Below are 17,212 nucleotides of genomic sequence, written 5' to 3' on the forward strand. Positions count from 1 at the left end.
TCCCGGCTCGTATGTCCGCCGGGCGGGACGAGGGCGGCCCCACGCGGATCGGAGCCAGCCTTCCCGCTGGTAGCCGGATCTGCACCGACATCAACTGCGGTGCCGGCCCTGGATCAGCAGAGCGCGCGACACCGCACGGCCAACGGACTCGGCGGGAGGGCTCCACCATGATCTCCCGCCCCGCCTGGTCGCTGGGTGGCTAAGGTGTTGTCCATGTCTGCGGAGCTGACTCCAGATCAAATCCTGCGCGTGGTCGCTGCGCTGGAAGCAGCCTGGGGCGGTGATGAGGACGCGCTGGCCGCTCTGGTGCGCGGTGGTCACCGCGAACGGCCGCTGGCGCAACTGATCACCCAATATGGCGCCAGCCGGCTGCAGAGCATGCTCCTGGTCGTCACCGGCATCGTCCACCTGGACGGGCCCGACCGCCAGGAGGCCCTGTCCGAGTTTCGTGAGGGTCTCATCTCGCACATGACGACGATCGCCCTGAGCATGATGGCCGGCTGGGCGCACGCGGCCGGTGACAATGTCCGGGCGACAGGCGAGCTTGCCCGTCAGGTCATGAGGGCTCTCCTGTCGTTCACAACGGACGGCGACGACCCGCGAGAGGTACAAGCCCTGCTCGCACACCTGCGGGCCAACGCCGTGGCCCATTCCTGAATCCCGGGTGCTCCCGGCAGCGGCAGGGACGGACAGCCGATGATCCAGCTGCCGACGACACAGCTCACTAGCCAGAGTGTGGGCGCTCGGCCGTTGCGGGCCGGGTACGGCGTGGAGAGAGCTTGTTCACCGGTGTTTGTCCGTGGTGAGGCCTACGGTGGGATCTCCCCGCGCCGCCTGTTCCCTGTTCTATGGCGGGGTTGCCGCGGGCAGTTGAGGACGAGTGCGCAGGAGGGCTGAATGCCGCAGATCTCCACGGGCGACTTTGAGGACCGGGTGCTGGGGCGCACATGGACGGTGCGTCTGGATTCCGCCGGCCGCGGCAGTGCGGCCGTGCGCGTCTCGTGCAGCCGTCCGGCCTGCCCCACGGAGCGTCTGCCGTCCGCGGCGGCTGGCCGCGCGGCCGCGGTGGCTCACCTGAAGGCCCATCTGAAAGCGGTATCCGGGCCGCGGGCACAGGCGTTCTGCGCCTGTAAGGTCGAGAGCTGTCAGGCCCACAGCCTCGCCCGGCGCGACGATCGGCCTGAGCGTGGGGAGCCGTGGAGGTGTGGCGGGCCGGTGGTCCTGGCCGTCGTCACCGACCGGGAAGGCCGCTGGTGGCGCGTCACGGAATGCTGCTCACGCTGTGCGGCCGCGACCCCGGGCGCCAGGACCATCGGCACCGCTCCACCCGCCCTCCGCGCCACGGCCGCAGCCACTCCCGCCGACACCTGTGATCACCCGACCGCTGCGCCTGCGTGCGCTCCACAGTTCTCCGACCCCTCCTCCGCCGGTAGTTCGCTGCCGGTGCCGACCGCCCGTTCCGTCCCGCGGCGTCCGCGGCCGCCGCGGGACGGACGGATTGCCGGGCAGGTCGTCCCGCACAGCCTGCGGCCCGTCGAGCTGCGCGATGAACTGACGGAACTGGGCGACCTGTTCCGCGCCTACCAGCAGCGCACCGAACCCGACCTGGCCCTCCTCGCCGGCCTGCAGACGCGCAAAGCAACCGCATTCACCACCTGGTCTGCCCTCACCGACGACCCGCACCTGCGGCGCGAGGCCCGTCGCGCCGAGCAAGCCGCCCAGACCGCCCGCCTCCAGCACCAGCAACGCACCCACTGCACCGACAGCGGCGAGCCGGCCCTGAACCGCGTACTGACCGGCGCCGCGCTATGGGAACACGCCCGTACCGCCCTCGCGTACTGCGCCGGACACTGTCCGCTGCCAGGACCGGAGACACGCCTGGTGGTGGTGATGCTGACCTTGCGCACCGCCCATACCGGGACGGGCAACCTGGTCGGCCAGGACCTCACCGGGCTCGGCCTGAGCGACCCCGGGGGCGTGGTGGAGCAACTGGCTGGCTGCGGCTGGCTGTCGCTTCCCGCAAGCGTCGAGAGCCTTCTCGAGTCCCGCCCGGAAAACCCCACACCGGTCACCATCCCCTCTCTCCTTCCCAACGGGGAGGGCCCGGTCCGTTCCGGTTCGGCAGGACGACGCGCTCGAAGCTCAGCGGCTGGGCCCAGAAAGCCGTCACCGACAACAACCTCCGCAAGACGAAGGCGACCGCCGCCGCCCGCCTGCTCGCCCTAATTCTGGCCACCCGGACCAGCCTTGAGGGACACCTCGGCCCCAGCGGCGAAGGCCTTGCCCTGGAGATGCTGCTCCCGCAGACCGCGATCCCTGCCGATGAACTGCCCGAACTGCTCGACCAGCTGACCGCCGCGGACTGGCTCGCCAACAGCACCGTGAGCAGCACGCGTGTGACCGGACGCCTCACCGATCGCGTCCTGCCCTTCACCTGCCCCCTGCCCTGAACCACTCCTCCGCGCGTCGTGCCAGCACCCGAACTCGAGCCCGAGCAGTCGGCGAAGGCCAGATGGCCGACGCCAGTGTCGCCACGGCTCAGGCAGGCTGTGCTGATAGGAGCGGGGTGGGCCAGGATGCCGTCGTTCATGACCGTCGAAGAGCGGACGGTGAAGACGGACGGAAAGCCCACAGTGTGCGAGTCACAGATCCTCCCTTGCGGCGCGGCGGACGGAGCTGCGGCGGTCTATCCGAAGGCTCCGGCGGGGAGGGCGAAGTCCGGGGCTGCGCAGGCGGGGATTGGTGTCCGTGCTGCTGTGTGCCACAGGGCGCGGAAGTCGGCGGGTCTGCCGTGCAGGGCGAACACGAGGCGGCTGGCGGTGTACCAGTCGGGGATGTGGGGGCCGCTGAGGGTGCGTGCGATGTGGTTGATGCTCAATGAGTTGGAGGTGGCGGCCTGGACGGTCCAGAGGTCGGGGCGGTCAGCGGCGAGGTAGAGGCCGCGTACTGCGGTGTGGAATTGGCGGCGGGCGGCGAGGGAGGGTTCGGGCGGTGGTGGGCAGGGCTGGGCTGCGGGCCGGTGCGCTGCCTCCCACAGGACTTGGACTTCGGCGAGGTCTCCTTGGCAGGCGGTGACCAGGCGTTCGGTCACGGGCCAGGAGGGCCGGCGCTGTCCGGCGAGGAGCCGTGAGAGGTGGGAGGGGGAGATCCGTGCTTGGGCGGCGGTCTCCTTGAGGGGCTTTCCTGAGAGGCGTTGCAAGTGGGAGAGGGCGCCGGAGAGTTGCTGGAGCGGGGTGTGGCTGAGCAGGTGGGCGGTCGGGGCGCGGCTGGATGCCGTGTCGCTGTCGTCGTCGGTGCCGGGTCTGCGTGGTGAGGGCAGGAGCGGTCCGCCGGCTGGCCGGGCGCGGGCTGCCCGGTAGGCGTCGAGGCGCCGTTTGAGTGTGGAGGCCGGCCATTTCTTCCGCAGGCGTTCGGCGCTCAGCCCGCGCGGGGAGCTGAGCTGTTCCCAGGACTCGCCCTGGGCGCGGCCGCGGCCGACGATGACGGCTTCGAGGTGGTCGAGCTGCCGGGTGAGCTGGGCGTGGTGGGCCAGGAGCGCTGCGCTGCCGGCGTTGTCGTAGGCGTCGGCCAGCAGCGCGTTGGCGATCAGGTGGAAGTCCATCGCGATGTCGAGGAGGTCGGCGTCGTGTTGGCTGTGGTCCGGCGGGTCGGGTGCCTTGTGGCGGCCCTCGGCGGTGCACTTTGCGGAGCAGTAGGTGTTGGGGCGGCCTGGCCTGACGGGCTGCAGGAACTCCTTGCCGCAGTTGGGGCAGGTCTGGCGGCGGGGCGCTGCGGATGCCATGGGGTGCCTCTTCCGGGTAGGTGTGGGGCGGGGTTTGTGCTTCCTGACTGGTCGTTCGCAGCCCGCTGTGCGGTGAATCGGCGGGCGGCGATGCGTGCGCGGCGGGCGGTGCCGGCCGCTCCCCCGTGTCGGGGGTGTGGCCCGCACCGCCGATCACCGCAGGGGGTCAGGTGCGAGGAACCCGCCGGTAGGAGACGTGGGAACCCCGCCCGGCAGCGGTGATGAACACGCTCAGGGCAGGCACAACTCCGGGTCCCGGAATACCGTGGATCATGACGATGGGCAGCATGAGCAGGGCAATGAACAGCCCGCCGGACAGGGTGACCGTCAAGTCAACGCGGTCACGCGTTTCCGCCCGTGCGGAAGGCGGCATGCTAACTTCGGCACCACGTGCCAGGGGCCGTAATGGGCCGTGGAACGGATGGCGGTCTGCAGACATAGGTGTTTCCTCACAGGGGCGTTGATGTCGTTTCGCGGATCGTCAGTGCGGTAGCCGACAGGCCCTGGCTCGGTTTCGTAGGCCCGCCAGGGTCGCTGTCTTTTCCGGTGCCGTGCACCGGTGACCGGACATTACTTCGGCACTCCGCGCTGGCGCCACGCGCACACAGTGTTATGGCCGTTGACAACCAGCCGGGCCCCACAAACCCCAGCCCTCACCGCCATTGCGTGAGAACAGCCCTTTCTGGGCAACACTCGCCATCACTGAAAGAACTCGATCAAACAACGGCCACAGAACGACTCGACGGGCTTTCCGTGCCGCTGATCGTGGCAGAAATCCAAGGCTCTCACAGCAATCAACGGCCGCCCGGAAAACGGCGAACCGTACATATCATCTGGGTACCCCGGCGCGCGCGACCATCACGCACAACCCACCCCCGCACCGCGCCCCGGAGAGACGGCGGCGACGGACTCGCTGCGCCAACGCGCCCGCTGTGCGTGTGTCGAACGCAGTGCACGACTGCAGCAGCTTCGTCGGTAGCTTCGTTATCGATCGCTAAAGGGGATGTGATGCGTTGGTCCTGACGCGTTGAGGACGTTCTCGGGATCGAGCGGCCCCCGCCGTGCGGCTCAGAGGTCAAGCCACGCCGGCTCCAGCCTCAAGGCGGCAGCGGTGACGGGGGGCGCCGATCCAGTGCTGTCGGGGTACACCCGGATCTACTCAGGACGGTACAACCGAGGGTGCCCAGCTTGGCCTCAACGACGGCCTGGCGAAATCGGGAGGCGCTTCGGGCGGGGGATGCGGAACACTCCGCTGGGTGATCGTCATGCAGCCCGTCCTGGAGATCTATACCCCTGACGGCTTCGACCTCTGGCCCACAGCCGAGATCGAGCCGTTCAGCTTCCTGCCTCTCAGCGGTGACCTGTCACCCGCCGAGGTCGGGACGGCGGTGATGCGCATCGCGGGCTGTAATGACATCGACCCCGACGGCGACCGCCCGCCTCGTCCGGCTGACGCGCTCAGCTCGTTCCTCCATGGACTGCTGACCTTTGAGTGCCTCTTCGCGGCTGGCGGCCTGCGGGTCATCGACAGCTCCGCAGGCGTCACCTTCGCACCTGGCTGCTGCGACGGCCTGGAGGACTGGCGCGACTGGCACCAGTTCGTCGACGACAGCATTCTGATCGGCTTTGGCCACGCGCCCGTTTCACCGGTTGCGGAGCGCGTGGGCGACACAATCCGGCTCACCTTCAACGCCGAACTGAGCGACAGCCCGGGGATCGAACTGTCCGACACCGAGCTCCGCGAACTGCTCGCCGGTGCCGAGCGCGACCTGGCCGATTTCCTCGCTCTGGCAGCCGGCTGGGCTTTTGAACACCTGCCAGCCCACTACGCTCTCGTTACGGCCGCCCTCTCCCGCCTTCTCGATCTTCCCGGGCCGGCCATACCGCCGGAGCCGTAGTACGACGGTGTGGCCGTTCGCCGTTACAACGGGCCTCGGGACTGTCATCGTGTGCCACGGGCCGAGCAAGTTCGCGTGTACCCGCCTGGGCACTTCGAGGTGTACGCCGATAGGTACCTACGCAGCCTCGCTGGTGCGTGCACGCACCGAACGCGGACTTGACCTGGGCTGGTGCTCTTCAACTGATGGCGGCGGCAACCGTGCCGGCACACGGGACGATCCTGCCAGGCGCGCGGCGCGCCCGGTTCAGGAATTCCTGTCAGTGGCCTGTGCCACCCTCGGCAGTGCCCGGCGGCGCCCTCCTTGAAGCCGATGCCGCCGCCGGGCACATATTGGTAACTGCGGCTAACAGAACCTGCGGAATGACCGGCAGGCTCACCTGTCTCTGTAGTGGTCCTCGTCGGGCTCCCAGTTCACGTAGAACTCGTCCACGGACACCTCGAGGACGACTTCCTCGGCAAGGTCTCCGAGTTCCCTGAGTTCCTTGCTCTCGACATCGAGGTCGCAGGCGGAGCAGGCGAAGATGTATGGCGTGAAGACCACGACTGGCTGGTTCGTCTCGTCGATATGGGTGTCGCCCATGAGCCAGTCCTTCAACCCGCAGGCCGGGCAGAGCCTCTCTTCGTCGTTTTCCATGTATCTCGGCGACTGCCGCGTGATCGTCGCCAGGACGATCTCGCGCTCCTTCCGTGCCAAGTGTCCGTAGCGCTGCTCGAAGAGAGTTCGCGCTCTGGCGAGCTGCCCTCCAACTGGATGCGGATGGCCTTGACCTGTTCCTCGATCAGCCTGTCGTGCAGCGAGATGTAGTTGCCCCAGTAGACCTTTAGGTTGATCTCCAACTCGGTGAGCAATGGATCGATCTATCGAAGGCAGGTGGTGAAGACGGTCTGGACCTCGGCGATGTCGTGGATACCGCTGTGTGCGACGCCATTGCGGGCGTTCGCGGCCGGCATCAGGGCCCGCTGGTCGACCGGGATCTGCCCTGGCGGTGGTCGGACCTCTCATCAGCGTCTCCGACGGCACCGCACGAGCCCGGCGACACCACCCCCCAGGCCATCCGTTCGACAGAGGGGACACAGTCATACCGGCCCGGAAGCCAGCGGCCCCGTTGCAGGACCGCGAAAAACATAACGGGGGAAGTCGCAGCAGCACGCCGTCCAGACGGCTTCGCGCCACCAGAGGATCACAGCAGTCGCAGCCCATCACTGGATGAGGCAGAGCGCGCCCCGGTTGCGCCAGGGCGGCTCTCCCGCACTTGTGCTTGCATGAGGGCTATGGAGCTGAGGGGATGGGGGCTTCCGCCGCGCCCCCGGAACGGACGGCTTCGAGTGTCTGTTCGTGCAGGGCCTGCAGCCCAGAGCCGGGCAGAGGTTGAGGGCTGCCGGTCAGGGTGTACCACTCATCCGCATCGGTGTACTGAATGCGGGAGTGAGCCAGACCGTCATCTTCAATGCTGGTGGCGAGGGTGAGGTCACCGGTGATGACACCGACCTCGTCCGTCATCGCACCACCCGGGCCCGCGGTGACCTGCCCGGTGCAGCGCCGCGGTCCGCTGGCGCCTGCCTGGGACTGTGATGTGTCGTTCATGCCCTGCTCTTTCCCGGCAATCGCTCGGGCTCTCCACCGGATACCGAATGCCGTCGTGGGTGTGGTCAGGCCGGGCAGGTGGTGAGCATGTCCGTCAGCTTGGCCTTCTCCACGTCGGTGACCGTGAGCTGGTAGGTGGACTTGACGGTGGTCCACGATTCCGCGTAGGCGCACCAGTAGTCCTTGGCGGGCGGTGCCCACTGATCGGGGCTCTGGTCGCCCTTGGCCCGGTTCGAGGTGGCGGAGACCGCGACGAGCTGGGGATGCGTCAGGTCGTTGGCGAACGCCTTGCGCTGCTCCGTCGTCCACGTGTTGGCCCCTGAGCGCCAGGCGTTGGCCAGTGGCACGGTGTGGTCGATGTCCATCTTGGCCGCGCTCGTGAACGTGAGGTGGTCGTAGCGGGAGATCCAACTGCCCGAGACTGCTTTGCAGTCGGCGTCTTTCGTCACGTCGGTGCCGTCCCGCTCCAGGACGATTTCGCGGGTGTCGCACTTGGCGCCCTGGGAGGCCCAGTGCGGGAACTTCTCCCGGCTGTAGCCGGCCATCGATCCCGCCGCCGCGACCTTCAGTCCCGCCAGCTGCGCGCGGGCCACCGACACCGTCGGCATTCCCGGGAGCTGCTTCACATCGCCCGGTGCGCCCTGCGCGCCCTGCGCGCCTCCCGTGACGGACCGGGAGGCGGAGCCCGACGGCGACGGCTTGCCGTCGGCCGCGGGCCTGCCGTCGCTTTTGCTGGAGCACCCGACAGCTCCGAAAACGATCACGACGGCCAAACAGCTTGCGGCCACGCTGTGCTGACGGCCCACCATCCACCCCTTACATCGAACTCGCGTCCCGAAACTGGATATTCCGCCCTGACCCTACCCAGGCCGCCGTCCTGCCCATGCACACGGCACACCCCTGCCCCCGAAAGCGCCCCCACTTGAGCTTCCTTGTCCAGTGCGTAGGCACGGGTGTCGGTGGCGGCGGGCCAGCCTCGAAATGGCTGATCTCGGTTGGCGGGATGGCGTTCCAGGGACGTGCTCAGTCGTCTGCAAGTCGCTGGAAGACTGCGGAGAAGTCCTCCTCCTTGATCAGCCCGGCGATGACGTCGGTCATGCTGGCGATACCGGGATCCCGGACGATCAGGCCGTCGGATACCCAGAAGTAGCGGCCGCCCAGGGCCTCGCCGCTCCCCGCCCAGGTCTTCATCAGACGTTCGACCTCGGCGAGGGTGAACACGGTCGCGCTCCATCGTGAGCCGTCGTTGAGTTCCACGAAGACATCGACGTTGCACACGGCGTCCGGCTCTTCGTCGGGACTCGGCAGGAACGATGCCTCAAAGGCGTCCGTGCCGACCCGGTGCCAGGACCCGTCCCAGCCGCGTTGGACTGGTTGTTGTGGCGCAAGGGAGCTCATCGTCCGAGTGTCTGCGTCCAGCCCGGGGCTCCCCATCCGGTTTCTCTGGCACACGCGCACGCGATACAGGCGGGGCGCAGTTTCCCCGCAGGTCTGGTGCTCCGCGCTGGCACATCGGCGCTCGGTGGCCTGGTCAGCCCTGTCTACCGCAGTGCCGTGCGCAACGCGGCTGTCGTGTGCGGGTCGGCGGCTCCGGCCTCGACGGTGGTGCTGTCGGTTCCGGTGGTGGTGGCCATGGTGCGGCAGGCGTTGGCGAAGTGGTCGATGCCATCGGGGCCTGCGTGCGTCTCGAACGAGGCTTGGTGGATGGTGAGGCCGGTGGGTGTAGAGGTGAGGTCGGCCCGAGCGATGAGACGGCCGTCGACCAAGAGGGGGCAGACGTAGTAGCCGTGTTCGCGGCGGGCCGCGGGTTTGTAGGCCTCGAAGACCTGGGTGAAGCCGAAGAGCCGCTGGACGCGGGGGCGGTGCCAGATGAGGTTGTCGAACGGACCGAGGAAGACCGGCTCCCGGGTGGCCGCTACGGGTCCGGCGAGCGTGGACGCGTGGGCCCAGGCGCTCCCCCATCCCTCGACGGCAACCGAGGCAAGCGCCGTGCGCGGCAGGAGCCGTTCGGCGGTTGCGGGGCGGATGCGGAGGTAGTCGGCATAGTCGTCGACGGTGCCCAGTCCGAGGGTGGTGGCGGCGTGTTCGAGGAGCCGAATCTGGCAGGTGTCGTCGTCCAGGCCGTCGCCGAGGAGCGAGTGGGGGATGCAGCGTTCGGCGAGGTCGAAGAGGCGTTGGCCTGAGGTGTAGCGGGTGCAGGCTAGGTCGCCGGCCCAGACCATGAACTCGAGGGCGGTCTTCGTAGGTCCCCAGCCCCATCCGGTGGTCGTGGGCTGTTCGGTGCGCAGGCTGCGTAGCGGCAGGGGCCCGTCGGCGCGGATGCGGGCGATGAGCGCTGCGCGCTGTCCAGCGTCGGGGTACTGGGGACGGGTGCGGGTGTGGCGGCGTCTGAACGCCCACAGCGGCCAGTCGTCAAGGGGCACCAGGCTGAGGGCGTGGGCGGGATACACGAACGCCGCGGGCGGGCTGCTCGAGTTGAGGGCGGCGTCGACGTCACTGGTGGTGGCGTGGGGGATGCGGGTGGCGAGGGTGAGCTGGTGGGCGCGGGCCAGGACGCTGATGCTGTCGAGCTGCACCGCATGCAAGTGCCGCAGTACCGACGGGACGTCGGCACGGTCGCCGGGTGGGAAGGCCGCGGCGACCGCGATGCTCCGGGCCTGTGCCAGGGAGAGTTCGGCCTCGGGACGTGGTGAAGCGCTCACGCCTGCTGTTCCTGTCACGGGTGGTGGTCCGTCGCACCCGACACTGCCGGGGCCTGGGCAGGCCGGGCGTCACCGGCCGCAGTGGGCTGGGCTGTTGCGGCCGGTGTCGGCTGTCCCTCCCCCACGTCGGACCGGGCGGGCCGGGCGCGGTGCCGGCTCATCTGGAGGAGGGTTGCGGCGGCTCCTGTGGCGGCGCAGCAGGTGAGGGTGAGCAGGGCGGTGTCCCATTTCTGTGCTTGGACGAGGGTTCCGGTGATGGTGGCCATGATGCCGTTGGCGACGTCGGCGGTGGCGCCGATCCAGGTGTTTGCCTCGATGCGCATGTCATCGGTGGCGGTGGCGTCGGTCAGCAGGAAGGCGTTGATGAACAGCGGGGTGACGAACAGGCCCGCGATCAGAAGGAGGGTGGCGAGGAGCCAGAGGGGGCGGGCGAGGAAGAGCAGGAGGGCGGGGGTGGTGAGGCCGAGGGTGAGGATCCGGTATTTGTGCCACAGGCCGCTGCGCCAGGGCAGGGCTGCGTAGGCGATGCCGCCGAGGACGCCGCCGGTGCTGGTCGCGGCGAGGAGGGGGCCGAGCCAAGCGGTGGCGTGTTCGTGCTGGGTGTAGGCGGGGACCAGGATGCCGGTGCCGCCGAACAGGGCGCCCATCACCAGGAGCGGCAGCAGGATGGCCGGCATGCCGGGCAGGGCAAGTGGCCCGAGCCAGCGTCGCCCGCGGTTTCGCGGTGCGGCGGCCGGTGCCGGTGTGCGGGCGGGGGTGAGGTGGTGGCGGTGGGCTGCGGCGAGATAGAGGGCCATGACGGCGACGAAGCAGGCGGCCGCTGTCTCGTAGCCGTGGCGGGGGCCGAGCAGGACGAGGGCGGCTCCGGCAATCAGGGGGGCCAGGACGAAGCCGGCTTCCTCGAGCACACTGTCCGCGCTGTGGACGGCTTTCAGCTGAGCCTCCCCGGTGGCCAAGCGCCGCCAGGAGCTGCGCAGGGCGGCGTTGAGCGGGGGGCTGGTGAGGGTGGCGGCGATGACCAGCGGGAGGGTGGTGAGCCAGGGCCAGGCGTAGTGGATGCCGGCGGCGACCAAGGCGAGCAGCAGGGTGGTGGCGCCAGCCATGGCCAGCAGCACGCGCGGTCCACAGCGGTCCAGGAGACGACCGCGCAGCGGGGCGCAGAGAGCCAGGACCAGGGTGTAGGTGCCACCGACGGTCGCCGCCCGGGCGTAGCCGTGGGCGTCAGCGAGGGCCAGAAGCAGCAGGATGGGCAGGGTCGCCGCGGTGGTGCGGGTCAGGAAGGCGATCGTGAGAAGTCCGCGCACCGGGCGGCCGGTCAACAGGCGCAGCGTGCTGGGGTGTTCCGCATCAATGCCGGCGGGTGGGCTGGAGGCGGTCACGGCGAGCCCTCCGGAGCGTTCGGTGCCTCGGGAGCTTTGTGCGCCTCGCCGGCGGCAGGAGACGGGGTGGTCGCTGATGCGGTGGGAAGGGTGTGTGCGGTGGCGCGCAGGGAGTCGGGGTGCAGGAGCACGATCCGGGCGATCTCCTGTCCGCGGTGGATGGGGACGGGATGGTCGGGCTGGACGGCGATGCTCATGCCTCCTCTCTCGGCCATCGCGTTGACGGCTTTGGCGGGGATCACGCCGAGCGGCACGCTCAGGCCCGGAGTGTGGGGGCCGGGTGGGGGCATGACCATGAGGAAGGTGCCCGGCGGGACGTGGGCGGCGAAGCCCAGGCGCCATTCCACGGTGCCCTGCCCGTTCGGGATGAACATGCCTTCCCAACCGCCGGTGGCCGTGCGGTAGTCGCCGAGGTGGAGCCAGGAGGCATCCCCGGTGGCGATCCAGTCCTTGCCGCGCTGGAACATGCGCTGCCCCCCGAGGCGGCGGCCCACCTGCTGGGGGTCTTCGGCGTCGGGGACGGCCAGGCCGATGTCCTCCAGCGGCCGCATCGTGAGGGTGAGCGGGGAGCGCAGCGCCCAGCCCAGTTCCTGGCCCAGGACCCAGGGAGGGCAGTCCGCGGGCAGGCGGGGGATGCGCAGGTAGCGGAACGAGTCCTGGTAGGCGTCGCGTTCCGCGCGCGCCTCGGCCCGGCCGGCCTTCGGCTTCTCGGGCAGCAGCGCCCAGGGGTGGAGCGGGTGAAAGGTGACCTCGGCCAATGTGGTCTGCTCCCGGACGAGAAAACAGGCAGTGCAGGGGGTTTGGGTGCCGTCGCGGGCCCTGCGGCCGGCCGGGCCCGCGACGGCCAGGGGCCAGGGAAACGGGCGACGGCCGCGTATCCCTGGCCCGGCCGGGGGTCAGGCGCTGGTGTCGGCGCGGTTGAGGCGGCGCAGGCGCTCGGGCTCGGAGAGGGTGTCGAGGTCGAACATGACGACGGAGCAGGGGCCGTAGCCGACGGTGATCTCCTCGTAGGTGAAGGTGCCTTCGTCGCGGTCCAGTGGCGCGGAGGTGAGGTCGACCATGGTGAGGCTGTTGGGGGCGAAGTTGGGGTGGGCGGCCATCATGCCGGCGCGGGCGAAGTTGGTGACGTAGACGGTCTGGTCACCGGGGTCGACGACCAGGCCGCGCGGTCCGGAGCCGGTGGGGATCTGGCGGGTCACGGCGAGGGTGTCGACGTCGATGACAGCGATGGTGGAGGAGTTCTCGACCGTGACGAGCGCGTGGCGGCCGTCGGGGGTGAAGGCGACGCCGCGCCCGCCGGTGGAGGCGACGTCCACGCGGTGAGTCTGGTCGGTGTCGGTGTCGATGACGGTGGTGTAGTCGGCCTGGGTGTTGGCGACGAACACCCGCCGGCCCGAGGGGTCGATACCCAGGCTGTAGGGGTGGGCCTCGCGGTCGACGGGGATCTGCGCGAGTTCGGTGACGCCCAGGGGGTTGCCGTCGGCCAGCGCGGAGATGTCGAGCTTGCTGACGTAGCCGCCGCCCCAGATGCAGACGTAGGCGAGGGTGCCGTCCTTGCTGATGCCCATGTGGCGGGGGTCGCGGCCGGTGGGGATCTGGTGGACCTCGACGTTGAGTTCGAGGTCGACGACCGAGATGGTGTTGGAGCCGGAGTTGGAGACCAGCAGGTACTTGTCGCCCGGGATCAGGCCCTGGCCGCGCGGTCCGTGGCCGACCTCGATCCGGCGGACCTCGTTCAGGGCGACCGCGTCGATCTCCGAGATGGTGTTCTGGGAGGTATTGCAGACGAAGCCGCGGCCGTCCTTGGTGAACTTCACCCCGCCGCGCGGGGCGTTGCCGACCGGAATGTGCTTGACGGTGCGGTGCTCGCCCGGGCCGGTCTTGGCGACCACCGAGACCACGCCGTCGTCGGTGTCGGTCGAGAAGAACTGGATATTACGCATGGCGACTTTTTCCTTTTCTTTCGAGAGGACAGCAGACCAGGAAATGGGACAGGACTTTTTCCGGTCCGCGGGTTGACGTGCAGGCCGACACGGGATGCTTGGTCAGCCGGTGAAATAGTTCAGGTTCCAGGCAATGGAGATACGCGTCTCCTCGCCTGTGAAGGGGGGTACCGCGTGCTTGAGCCAGCCGGGAAAGACGATCAGCTCCCCCGGTGTGCAGGCGAGGCGGACCCGGTGGCTCTCCCCCGCCAGACAGATCCCCGGGTCGTAGTAGTCGACCGCGGGCCGCGGGTCGAACAGATCGATCTCACAGGCGCCGGGCGCGGCCACGTAGTAGACCGCGGACAGCGCCGTGTTGGGATGGAAGTGCGGCTCGTGCAGATCACCCTCCCGGTAGAGGGAGGCCCAGCTGCGCGTCACCCCCACCGACACGGACGCCTCGCCGACAAGCTGTTCACCTTCCCGTGCCAGGGAGTGCGTGAATGCCTTGGTCAGGGGCATGCCGGTCAGGGACTCGACGAACTTGCCGGCGACCGAGCACACCCAGCGGCTCAGCCGCGCCGCGTCACTGCCGCCCCAGGCGGTGAATTCCCCGGCCGTCTCCCGCTTGTAGCCGAAGTCCTTCACCCGCGCCCCCTCTCGCTCGCTCACAGCGGCGGCGAGCGGCGGGTTCACGTCGTCGGCGAACGGGCACCGCACACGGGCCACCGGCGTCGCGAACAACTGCGACACCATCGCCCGCGTCGTCGCACTGCCCTCGTCCGGGCTCTGTTGCGGAGGTGGCGTGCGGGCTGTCTCGTATACCGACATGCGTGATACCCCCCACAGTAAGTCAGTGCATTTCAAAGTGAATTGAAGAAGATTTCAGGGGCGAGCAGCCCTCAGTGTTTCCCGGAATTCATGACCTGGCAATCTTTTCGATCCTGCTCAAAAAGAGCGCACGCACGAACTGCGCACCCTCACGCTTTCGCGACGGGCGGTCTGCTCGTCAAGGCCGGGCCACTGGGTTGCGCACCGCAGTCACCGGGCACGTCACCTGTCCCGCGCTCCCCGCCAGTAAAGGGAGCGGGACGGGAGAGCCGGGGGCGTGCGCGGGCGCTCCCCCTCACTGGCGGGATGCCGGCGGGGAGACAGTTCAGGGGCTGGGGGGCGTGGATGGTGCGACAGGCAGGCCGTGGGCATCCAGGAGACTGCGGCCTAAGGGGGTGAGGGTGTGGCGGACGCTGGCACCGTCGCGTCGTGTGGTGATCAGTCCCGAGCGGCCAAGGACACCAGTGTGGTGCGACACAGTGGCCGCACTGACCTCAAGAGCCGCCACAATCTCGCTCGTTGTGGCAGGGGCTGCCTTCGCGACCTGTCGCAGGACCTGAGAGCGGGTCGTGCCGAGCAGGGCAGCCAGCGCCCGGTGCCCGGGAGCCGGCCGGCCACGGCCGGCAGACAGGACGTTGGTAGGAGACATGGTCTCGGCCTTCCGACGTGCGATTGCTGGATACGCCCGCAGCCGCGCCGCACCCCGGACCGAGCTCTCGACGGCCCCGCGCGAACCGTGCAGCCCGGCAGGGCACCGGCCACTCCTGTGCCCGGCCGCGCTGCTTGATCTGCCGTCAGGTCCCGTCCGGTGCGGGCTCGTTGGTGCGGGCGACCGCGACGGCGCTGGGACGGGTCCCGGTCGCCAGGGTGTCGAGCTGCGGCTCGCCGTCGGTGGTGGACAGGTCCACACCGTCCAGGTGCAGCACGGCCAGACGGCTGTGCTGTGCGAGGGCGCAGTACACCGTCCCGTCATCCGCGTCGACCGCGAGGTGCCGGGGCCCGGGCCCGATGGGTATCTGGCGGGTGACACGCCAGTCCAGCAGATCCACCACCGCGAGCAGCCCGGCGCGCTCCAACGCCACCAGGGCGAAGCCGTCCCTGCCGGTCACCGCGACACCGGCCGGGGCCACACCCGGCACAGGCAGCGCCACGTCCGCGACCAGCACGCCGTCGTCGACGTTCAGTACCGGCAGAACGTCGCGGCGGGCACACGCCACGACTGCCCGTCCCCCGCACAGCGCGACAGCCCGCGGCTGAGTGTGCGGATGGGGGCCGATACCGGTCCGCCAGCGCAAGGAGATCCGCGCGGGGATGCCCTTCGCCAGCGGCGACAGGTCCAGAGCCGCCACCGTGCCGGCTCCCCGCTCACACACCAGCGCGGTGCACCCGTCAGCGCTCACCGCCATCGCGCCCGGTTCCCGCCCCACGTCGATCGACGCCGCTGTTCGGCCTTCTACGGTGTCGATGACCGACACAGTGTCCGAACCCGCGTTCGCGACCAGCAGGTACGGCGTAGCGGGGACCGGGGCAAGGCTGCGCGGCGCCCAGCCCACCCGGATCCCGTCGGCCACGCGGCCCGTCGGTACGTCCACCGAGAAGACCTCGTCGCAGACCGCGAGCGCCACGAACAGCATCCCGCCAGGGCCGCACTGGGCCACCCCCAGCGGCCCCCGTCCCATCACCACCGATACGGGCCGCCGATAGGAGGAGGGGCCGGCCTTCTCCGTCACCGTGAGAGAGCCCGCCGCGGTGTCGGCGGAGACCACGAACACCGCCATCCTCGGCCCCCTCTCCCCCTCCACGACATGCACGCCGCCCAGCGGCCGCCGCCAGAGCACGGACCCGACCGTCTTCTCCGTGATAGCGGATCGGCACAGCAGGAGAGACCCTTTTCCGTCAACTGTCCGTAACTGAACGGCATATGACCGACAGCGCAGTCTGGAAGAAATCCTCTCGATCCGGTATACGATGCCGCCCCCAACTCACCCAAGGAGCACACTCTCCGTGACAGACATGAGCACGCCGACCACCGGCACACTGCATCACGTCGAGATCTGGGTCCCCGATCTCACCCGCGCCATCAACGACTGGCAGTGGCTCCTGGAAGACCTCGGCTACACCCTCCACCAGACCTGGGAACACGGCCGCAGCTGGAAACTCGGCCCCACCTACCTCGTCTTCGAACAGTCCCCCGCCCTCACCCACACCCGCCACGACCGCCTCGCCCCCGGCCTCAACCACCTCGCCTTCCACATCGACACCCCCCAACACGTCGAACTCCTCACCAACAAAGCCCAGGACAACGGCTGGACCCTCCTCTTCCCCGACCGCCACCCCCACGCCGGCGGCCCCCAGCAACACGCCGCCTACCTCGAAAACACCGACCACTTCGAAATCGAGCTCATCGCCCCACTCCACACCGAGACCGCCTAGCCGACAGGGACGCAGCACCCCTGACCATGGCCACCTCGAGGCGCGCACTGATCTCGAGAAGAGTCCGGCGCGGCATCGGCGTCGCCGCCACCGCATTCCGGTCGGCCTGGCTGCCGGGCTGTTGTGAGCGCACCCGGCATCTCCGACCTGGTCACAGGCATCCGGCGGTCGGACGAGTGGGACCGCGTTACTGCCAAGATCAGCATGGGATGGCAGCACATCGGCTTCCGCCCCTACCGCGACAACGTCGTCCTCCTGTCGCCCACCTCCCTGGACCTGGAGGAGCAGCGAGGCCACCTCCGCCGACAGCTCGCGGAGCTCAGCGCCGCCTGGTCAGCAACGCGCAAGTAGAGGAGGACCGCGTCGGCCTGAAGGCCGTCCTGGCCCGCTGTCCCGAACTGGACACGGCCGCCGGACACGGCCGCGGTTTCGGCGAGATACTGACCGACCGCCTCGGCGCCACGCCCCCTGCTTGGATCGACACGGTCGACGCCAGCAGGCTGCCCGGGCTCACCGGCTTCGCGCTCCACCTGCTCCGAGACCTCGACACCGTGACCGCCGGCCTCACCCTCGACTGGAGCTCGGGCAGCATCGAAAGCGCCGTGAACCGCATCAAGAAGATCAAGCGACAGCTGTACGGCAGAGCCGGATTCGAACTTCTACGCAAGATGATCTTGCT

18 protein-coding genes are annotated in these 17,212 nt (G+C 69.3%); 6 read left to right on the forward strand and 12 right to left on the reverse strand.

Annotated elements, in window-relative coordinates; genetic code table 11:
• Positions 1 to 213 precede the first annotated feature (213 nt).
• The 3 genes from ACFYZA_RS30355 (at position 214) to ACFYZA_RS30365 (ending at position 2,450) form a co-directional block, all read left to right on the forward strand.
• On the forward strand, positions 214 to 657 hold the full coding sequence (locus tag ACFYZA_RS30355; RefSeq protein ID WP_388493848.1) for a hypothetical protein: 444 nt from the start codon (positions 214 to 216) through the stop codon (positions 655 to 657).
• A gap of 240 nt (positions 658 to 897) precedes the next feature.
• On the forward strand, positions 898 to 2,226 hold the full coding sequence (locus tag ACFYZA_RS30360; RefSeq protein ID WP_388493850.1) for a hypothetical protein: 1,329 nt from the start codon (positions 898 to 900) through the stop codon (positions 2,224 to 2,226).
• Positions 2,227 to 2,291: 65 nt separating this feature from the next.
• Positions 2,292 to 2,450 (forward strand): hypothetical protein, encoded by a 159-nt coding sequence (locus ACFYZA_RS30365; protein WP_388493851.1) that lies wholly within the window; start codon positions 2,292 to 2,294, stop codon positions 2,448 to 2,450.
• Positions 2,451 to 2,686: 236 nt separating this feature from the next.
• On the opposite strand, the gene ACFYZA_RS30370 is transcribed toward ACFYZA_RS30365, so the two are convergent.
• On the reverse strand, positions 2,687 to 3,781 hold the full coding sequence (locus ACFYZA_RS30370) for a helix-turn-helix domain-containing protein (RefSeq protein WP_388493853.1): 1,095 nt from the start codon (positions 3,779 to 3,781) through the stop codon (positions 2,687 to 2,689).
• A gap of 1,265 nt (positions 3,782 to 5,046) precedes the next feature.
• On the opposite strand from ACFYZA_RS30370, the gene ACFYZA_RS30375 reads away from it, so the two are divergent.
• Positions 5,047 to 5,679, forward strand: coding sequence for a hypothetical protein (locus tag ACFYZA_RS30375; RefSeq protein WP_388494188.1), 633 nt, complete (start codon positions 5,047 to 5,049; stop codon positions 5,677 to 5,679).
• 375 nt (positions 5,680 to 6,054) lie between these two features.
• On the opposite strand, the gene ACFYZA_RS30380 is transcribed toward ACFYZA_RS30375, so the two are convergent.
• From ACFYZA_RS30380 to ACFYZA_RS30430, 11 genes are all read right to left on the reverse strand, one after another.
• Entirely contained in the window at positions 6,055 to 6,375 is a 321-nt protein-coding gene (locus ACFYZA_RS30380; RefSeq protein WP_388493855.1) for a hypothetical protein, read from the reverse strand.
• A gap of 576 nt (positions 6,376 to 6,951) precedes the next feature.
• Positions 6,952 to 7,266 (reverse strand): hypothetical protein, encoded by a 315-nt coding sequence (locus ACFYZA_RS30385; RefSeq protein ID WP_388493857.1) that lies wholly within the window; start codon positions 7,264 to 7,266, stop codon positions 6,952 to 6,954.
• 65 nt (positions 7,267 to 7,331) lie between these two features.
• The gene (locus ACFYZA_RS30390; protein WP_388493859.1) at positions 7,332 to 7,874 is read right to left on the reverse strand and encodes an HNH endonuclease family protein; all 543 of its coding nucleotides are present in this window, start codon (positions 7,872 to 7,874) and stop codon (positions 7,332 to 7,334) included.
• 415 nt (positions 7,875 to 8,289) lie between these two features.
• Positions 8,290 to 8,664, reverse strand: coding sequence for a hypothetical protein (locus tag ACFYZA_RS30395; RefSeq protein WP_388493861.1), 375 nt, complete (start codon positions 8,662 to 8,664; stop codon positions 8,290 to 8,292).
• A gap of 143 nt (positions 8,665 to 8,807) precedes the next feature.
• On the reverse strand, positions 8,808 to 9,968 hold the full coding sequence (locus ACFYZA_RS30400; RefSeq protein ID WP_388493862.1) for a DNA glycosylase AlkZ-like family protein: 1,161 nt from the start codon (positions 9,966 to 9,968) through the stop codon (positions 8,808 to 8,810).
• A gap of 14 nt (positions 9,969 to 9,982) precedes the next feature.
• Positions 9,983 to 11,347, reverse strand: a complete 1,365-nt coding sequence (locus ACFYZA_RS30405; RefSeq protein ID WP_388493863.1) for an MFS transporter — start codon at positions 11,345 to 11,347, stop codon at positions 9,983 to 9,985.
• Entirely contained in the window at positions 11,344 to 12,105 is a 762-nt protein-coding gene (locus ACFYZA_RS30410; protein WP_388493864.1) for a hypothetical protein, read from the reverse strand. The genes ACFYZA_RS30405 and ACFYZA_RS30410 overlap by 4 nt, the downstream gene beginning before the upstream one ends.
• A 138-nt stretch (positions 12,106 to 12,243) precedes the next feature.
• On the reverse strand, positions 12,244 to 13,290 hold the full coding sequence (locus tag ACFYZA_RS30415) for a beta-propeller fold lactonase family protein (protein ID WP_388493865.1): 1,047 nt from the start codon (positions 13,288 to 13,290) through the stop codon (positions 12,244 to 12,246).
• A 102-nt stretch (positions 13,291 to 13,392) separates the two neighbouring features.
• Positions 13,393 to 14,100, reverse strand: a complete 708-nt coding sequence (locus ACFYZA_RS30420; protein ID WP_388493867.1) for a TIGR02466 family protein — start codon at positions 14,098 to 14,100, stop codon at positions 13,393 to 13,395.
• A gap of 325 nt (positions 14,101 to 14,425) precedes the next feature.
• Positions 14,426 to 14,749: an ArsR/SmtB family transcription factor gene (locus ACFYZA_RS30425; RefSeq protein WP_388493868.1), complete on the reverse strand. Its 324-nt coding sequence runs from the start codon at positions 14,747 to 14,749 to the stop codon at positions 14,426 to 14,428.
• Between the two features lie 145 nt (positions 14,750 to 14,894).
• Positions 14,895 to 15,878: a YncE family protein gene (locus tag ACFYZA_RS30430; protein WP_388493870.1), complete on the reverse strand. Its 984-nt coding sequence runs from the start codon at positions 15,876 to 15,878 to the stop codon at positions 14,895 to 14,897.
• A 235-nt stretch (positions 15,879 to 16,113) separates the two neighbouring features.
• Between ACFYZA_RS30430 and ACFYZA_RS30435 the strand changes: the two genes are divergently transcribed.
• Both ACFYZA_RS30435 and ACFYZA_RS30440 read left to right on the forward strand, forming a co-directional pair.
• On the forward strand, positions 16,114 to 16,533 hold the full coding sequence (locus ACFYZA_RS30435; RefSeq protein WP_388494189.1) for a VOC family protein: 420 nt from the start codon (positions 16,114 to 16,116) through the stop codon (positions 16,531 to 16,533).
• Between the two features lie 123 nt (positions 16,534 to 16,656).
• The gene (locus tag ACFYZA_RS30440) at positions 16,657 to 16,884 is read left to right on the forward strand and encodes a hypothetical protein (protein WP_388493871.1); all 228 of its coding nucleotides are present in this window, start codon (positions 16,657 to 16,659) and stop codon (positions 16,882 to 16,884) included.
• Positions 16,885 to 17,212: the final 328 nt, after the last annotated feature.

Origin of the sequence: Streptomyces sp. NPDC001828 (genome assembly GCF_042892175.1) — a bacterium.
GTDB lineage: Bacteria > Actinomycetota > Actinomycetes > Streptomycetales > Streptomycetaceae > Streptomyces.

Bases quoted from the DNA above. Each gene is read 5' to 3' on its own strand.
- ACFYZA_RS30355 (WP_388493848.1), top strand. From the start codon at position 214: ATGTCTGCGGAGCTGACTCCAGATCAAATCCTGCGCGTGGTCGCTGCG.
- ACFYZA_RS30360 (WP_388493850.1), top strand. From the start codon at position 898: ATGCCGCAGATCTCCACGGGCGACTTTGAGGACCGGGTGCTGGGGCGC.
- ACFYZA_RS30365 (WP_388493851.1), top strand. From the start codon at position 2,292: ATGCTGCTCCCGCAGACCGCGATCCCTGCCGATGAACTGCCCGAACTG.
- ACFYZA_RS30370 (WP_388493853.1), bottom strand. From the start codon at position 3,781: ATGGCATCCGCAGCGCCCCGCCGCCAGACCTGCCCCAACTGCGGCAAG.
- ACFYZA_RS30375 (WP_388494188.1), top strand. From the start codon at position 5,047: ATGCAGCCCGTCCTGGAGATCTATACCCCTGACGGCTTCGACCTCTGG.
- ACFYZA_RS30385 (WP_388493857.1), bottom strand. From the start codon at position 7,266: ATGAACGACACATCACAGTCCCAGGCAGGCGCCAGCGGACCGCGGCGC.
- ACFYZA_RS30390 (WP_388493859.1), bottom strand. From the start codon at position 7,874: ATGCCGACGGTGTCGGTGGCCCGCGCGCAGCTGGCGGGACTGAAGGTC.
- ACFYZA_RS30395 (WP_388493861.1), bottom strand. From the start codon at position 8,664: ATGAGCTCCCTTGCGCCACAACAACCAGTCCAACGCGGCTGGGACGGG.
- ACFYZA_RS30415 (WP_388493865.1), bottom strand. From the start codon at position 13,290: ATGCGTAATATCCAGTTCTTCTCGACCGACACCGACGACGGCGTGGTC.
- ACFYZA_RS30420 (WP_388493867.1), bottom strand. From the start codon at position 14,100: ATGTCGGTATACGAGACAGCCCGCACGCCACCTCCGCAACAGAGCCCG.
- ACFYZA_RS30425 (WP_388493868.1), bottom strand. From the start codon at position 14,749: ATGTCTCCTACCAACGTCCTGTCTGCCGGCCGTGGCCGGCCGGCTCCC.
- ACFYZA_RS30430 (WP_388493870.1), bottom strand. From the start codon at position 15,878: ATGGCGGTGTTCGTGGTCTCCGCCGACACCGCGGCGGGCTCTCTCACG.
- ACFYZA_RS30435 (WP_388494189.1), top strand. From the start codon at position 16,114: ATGAGCACGCCGACCACCGGCACACTGCATCACGTCGAGATCTGGGTC.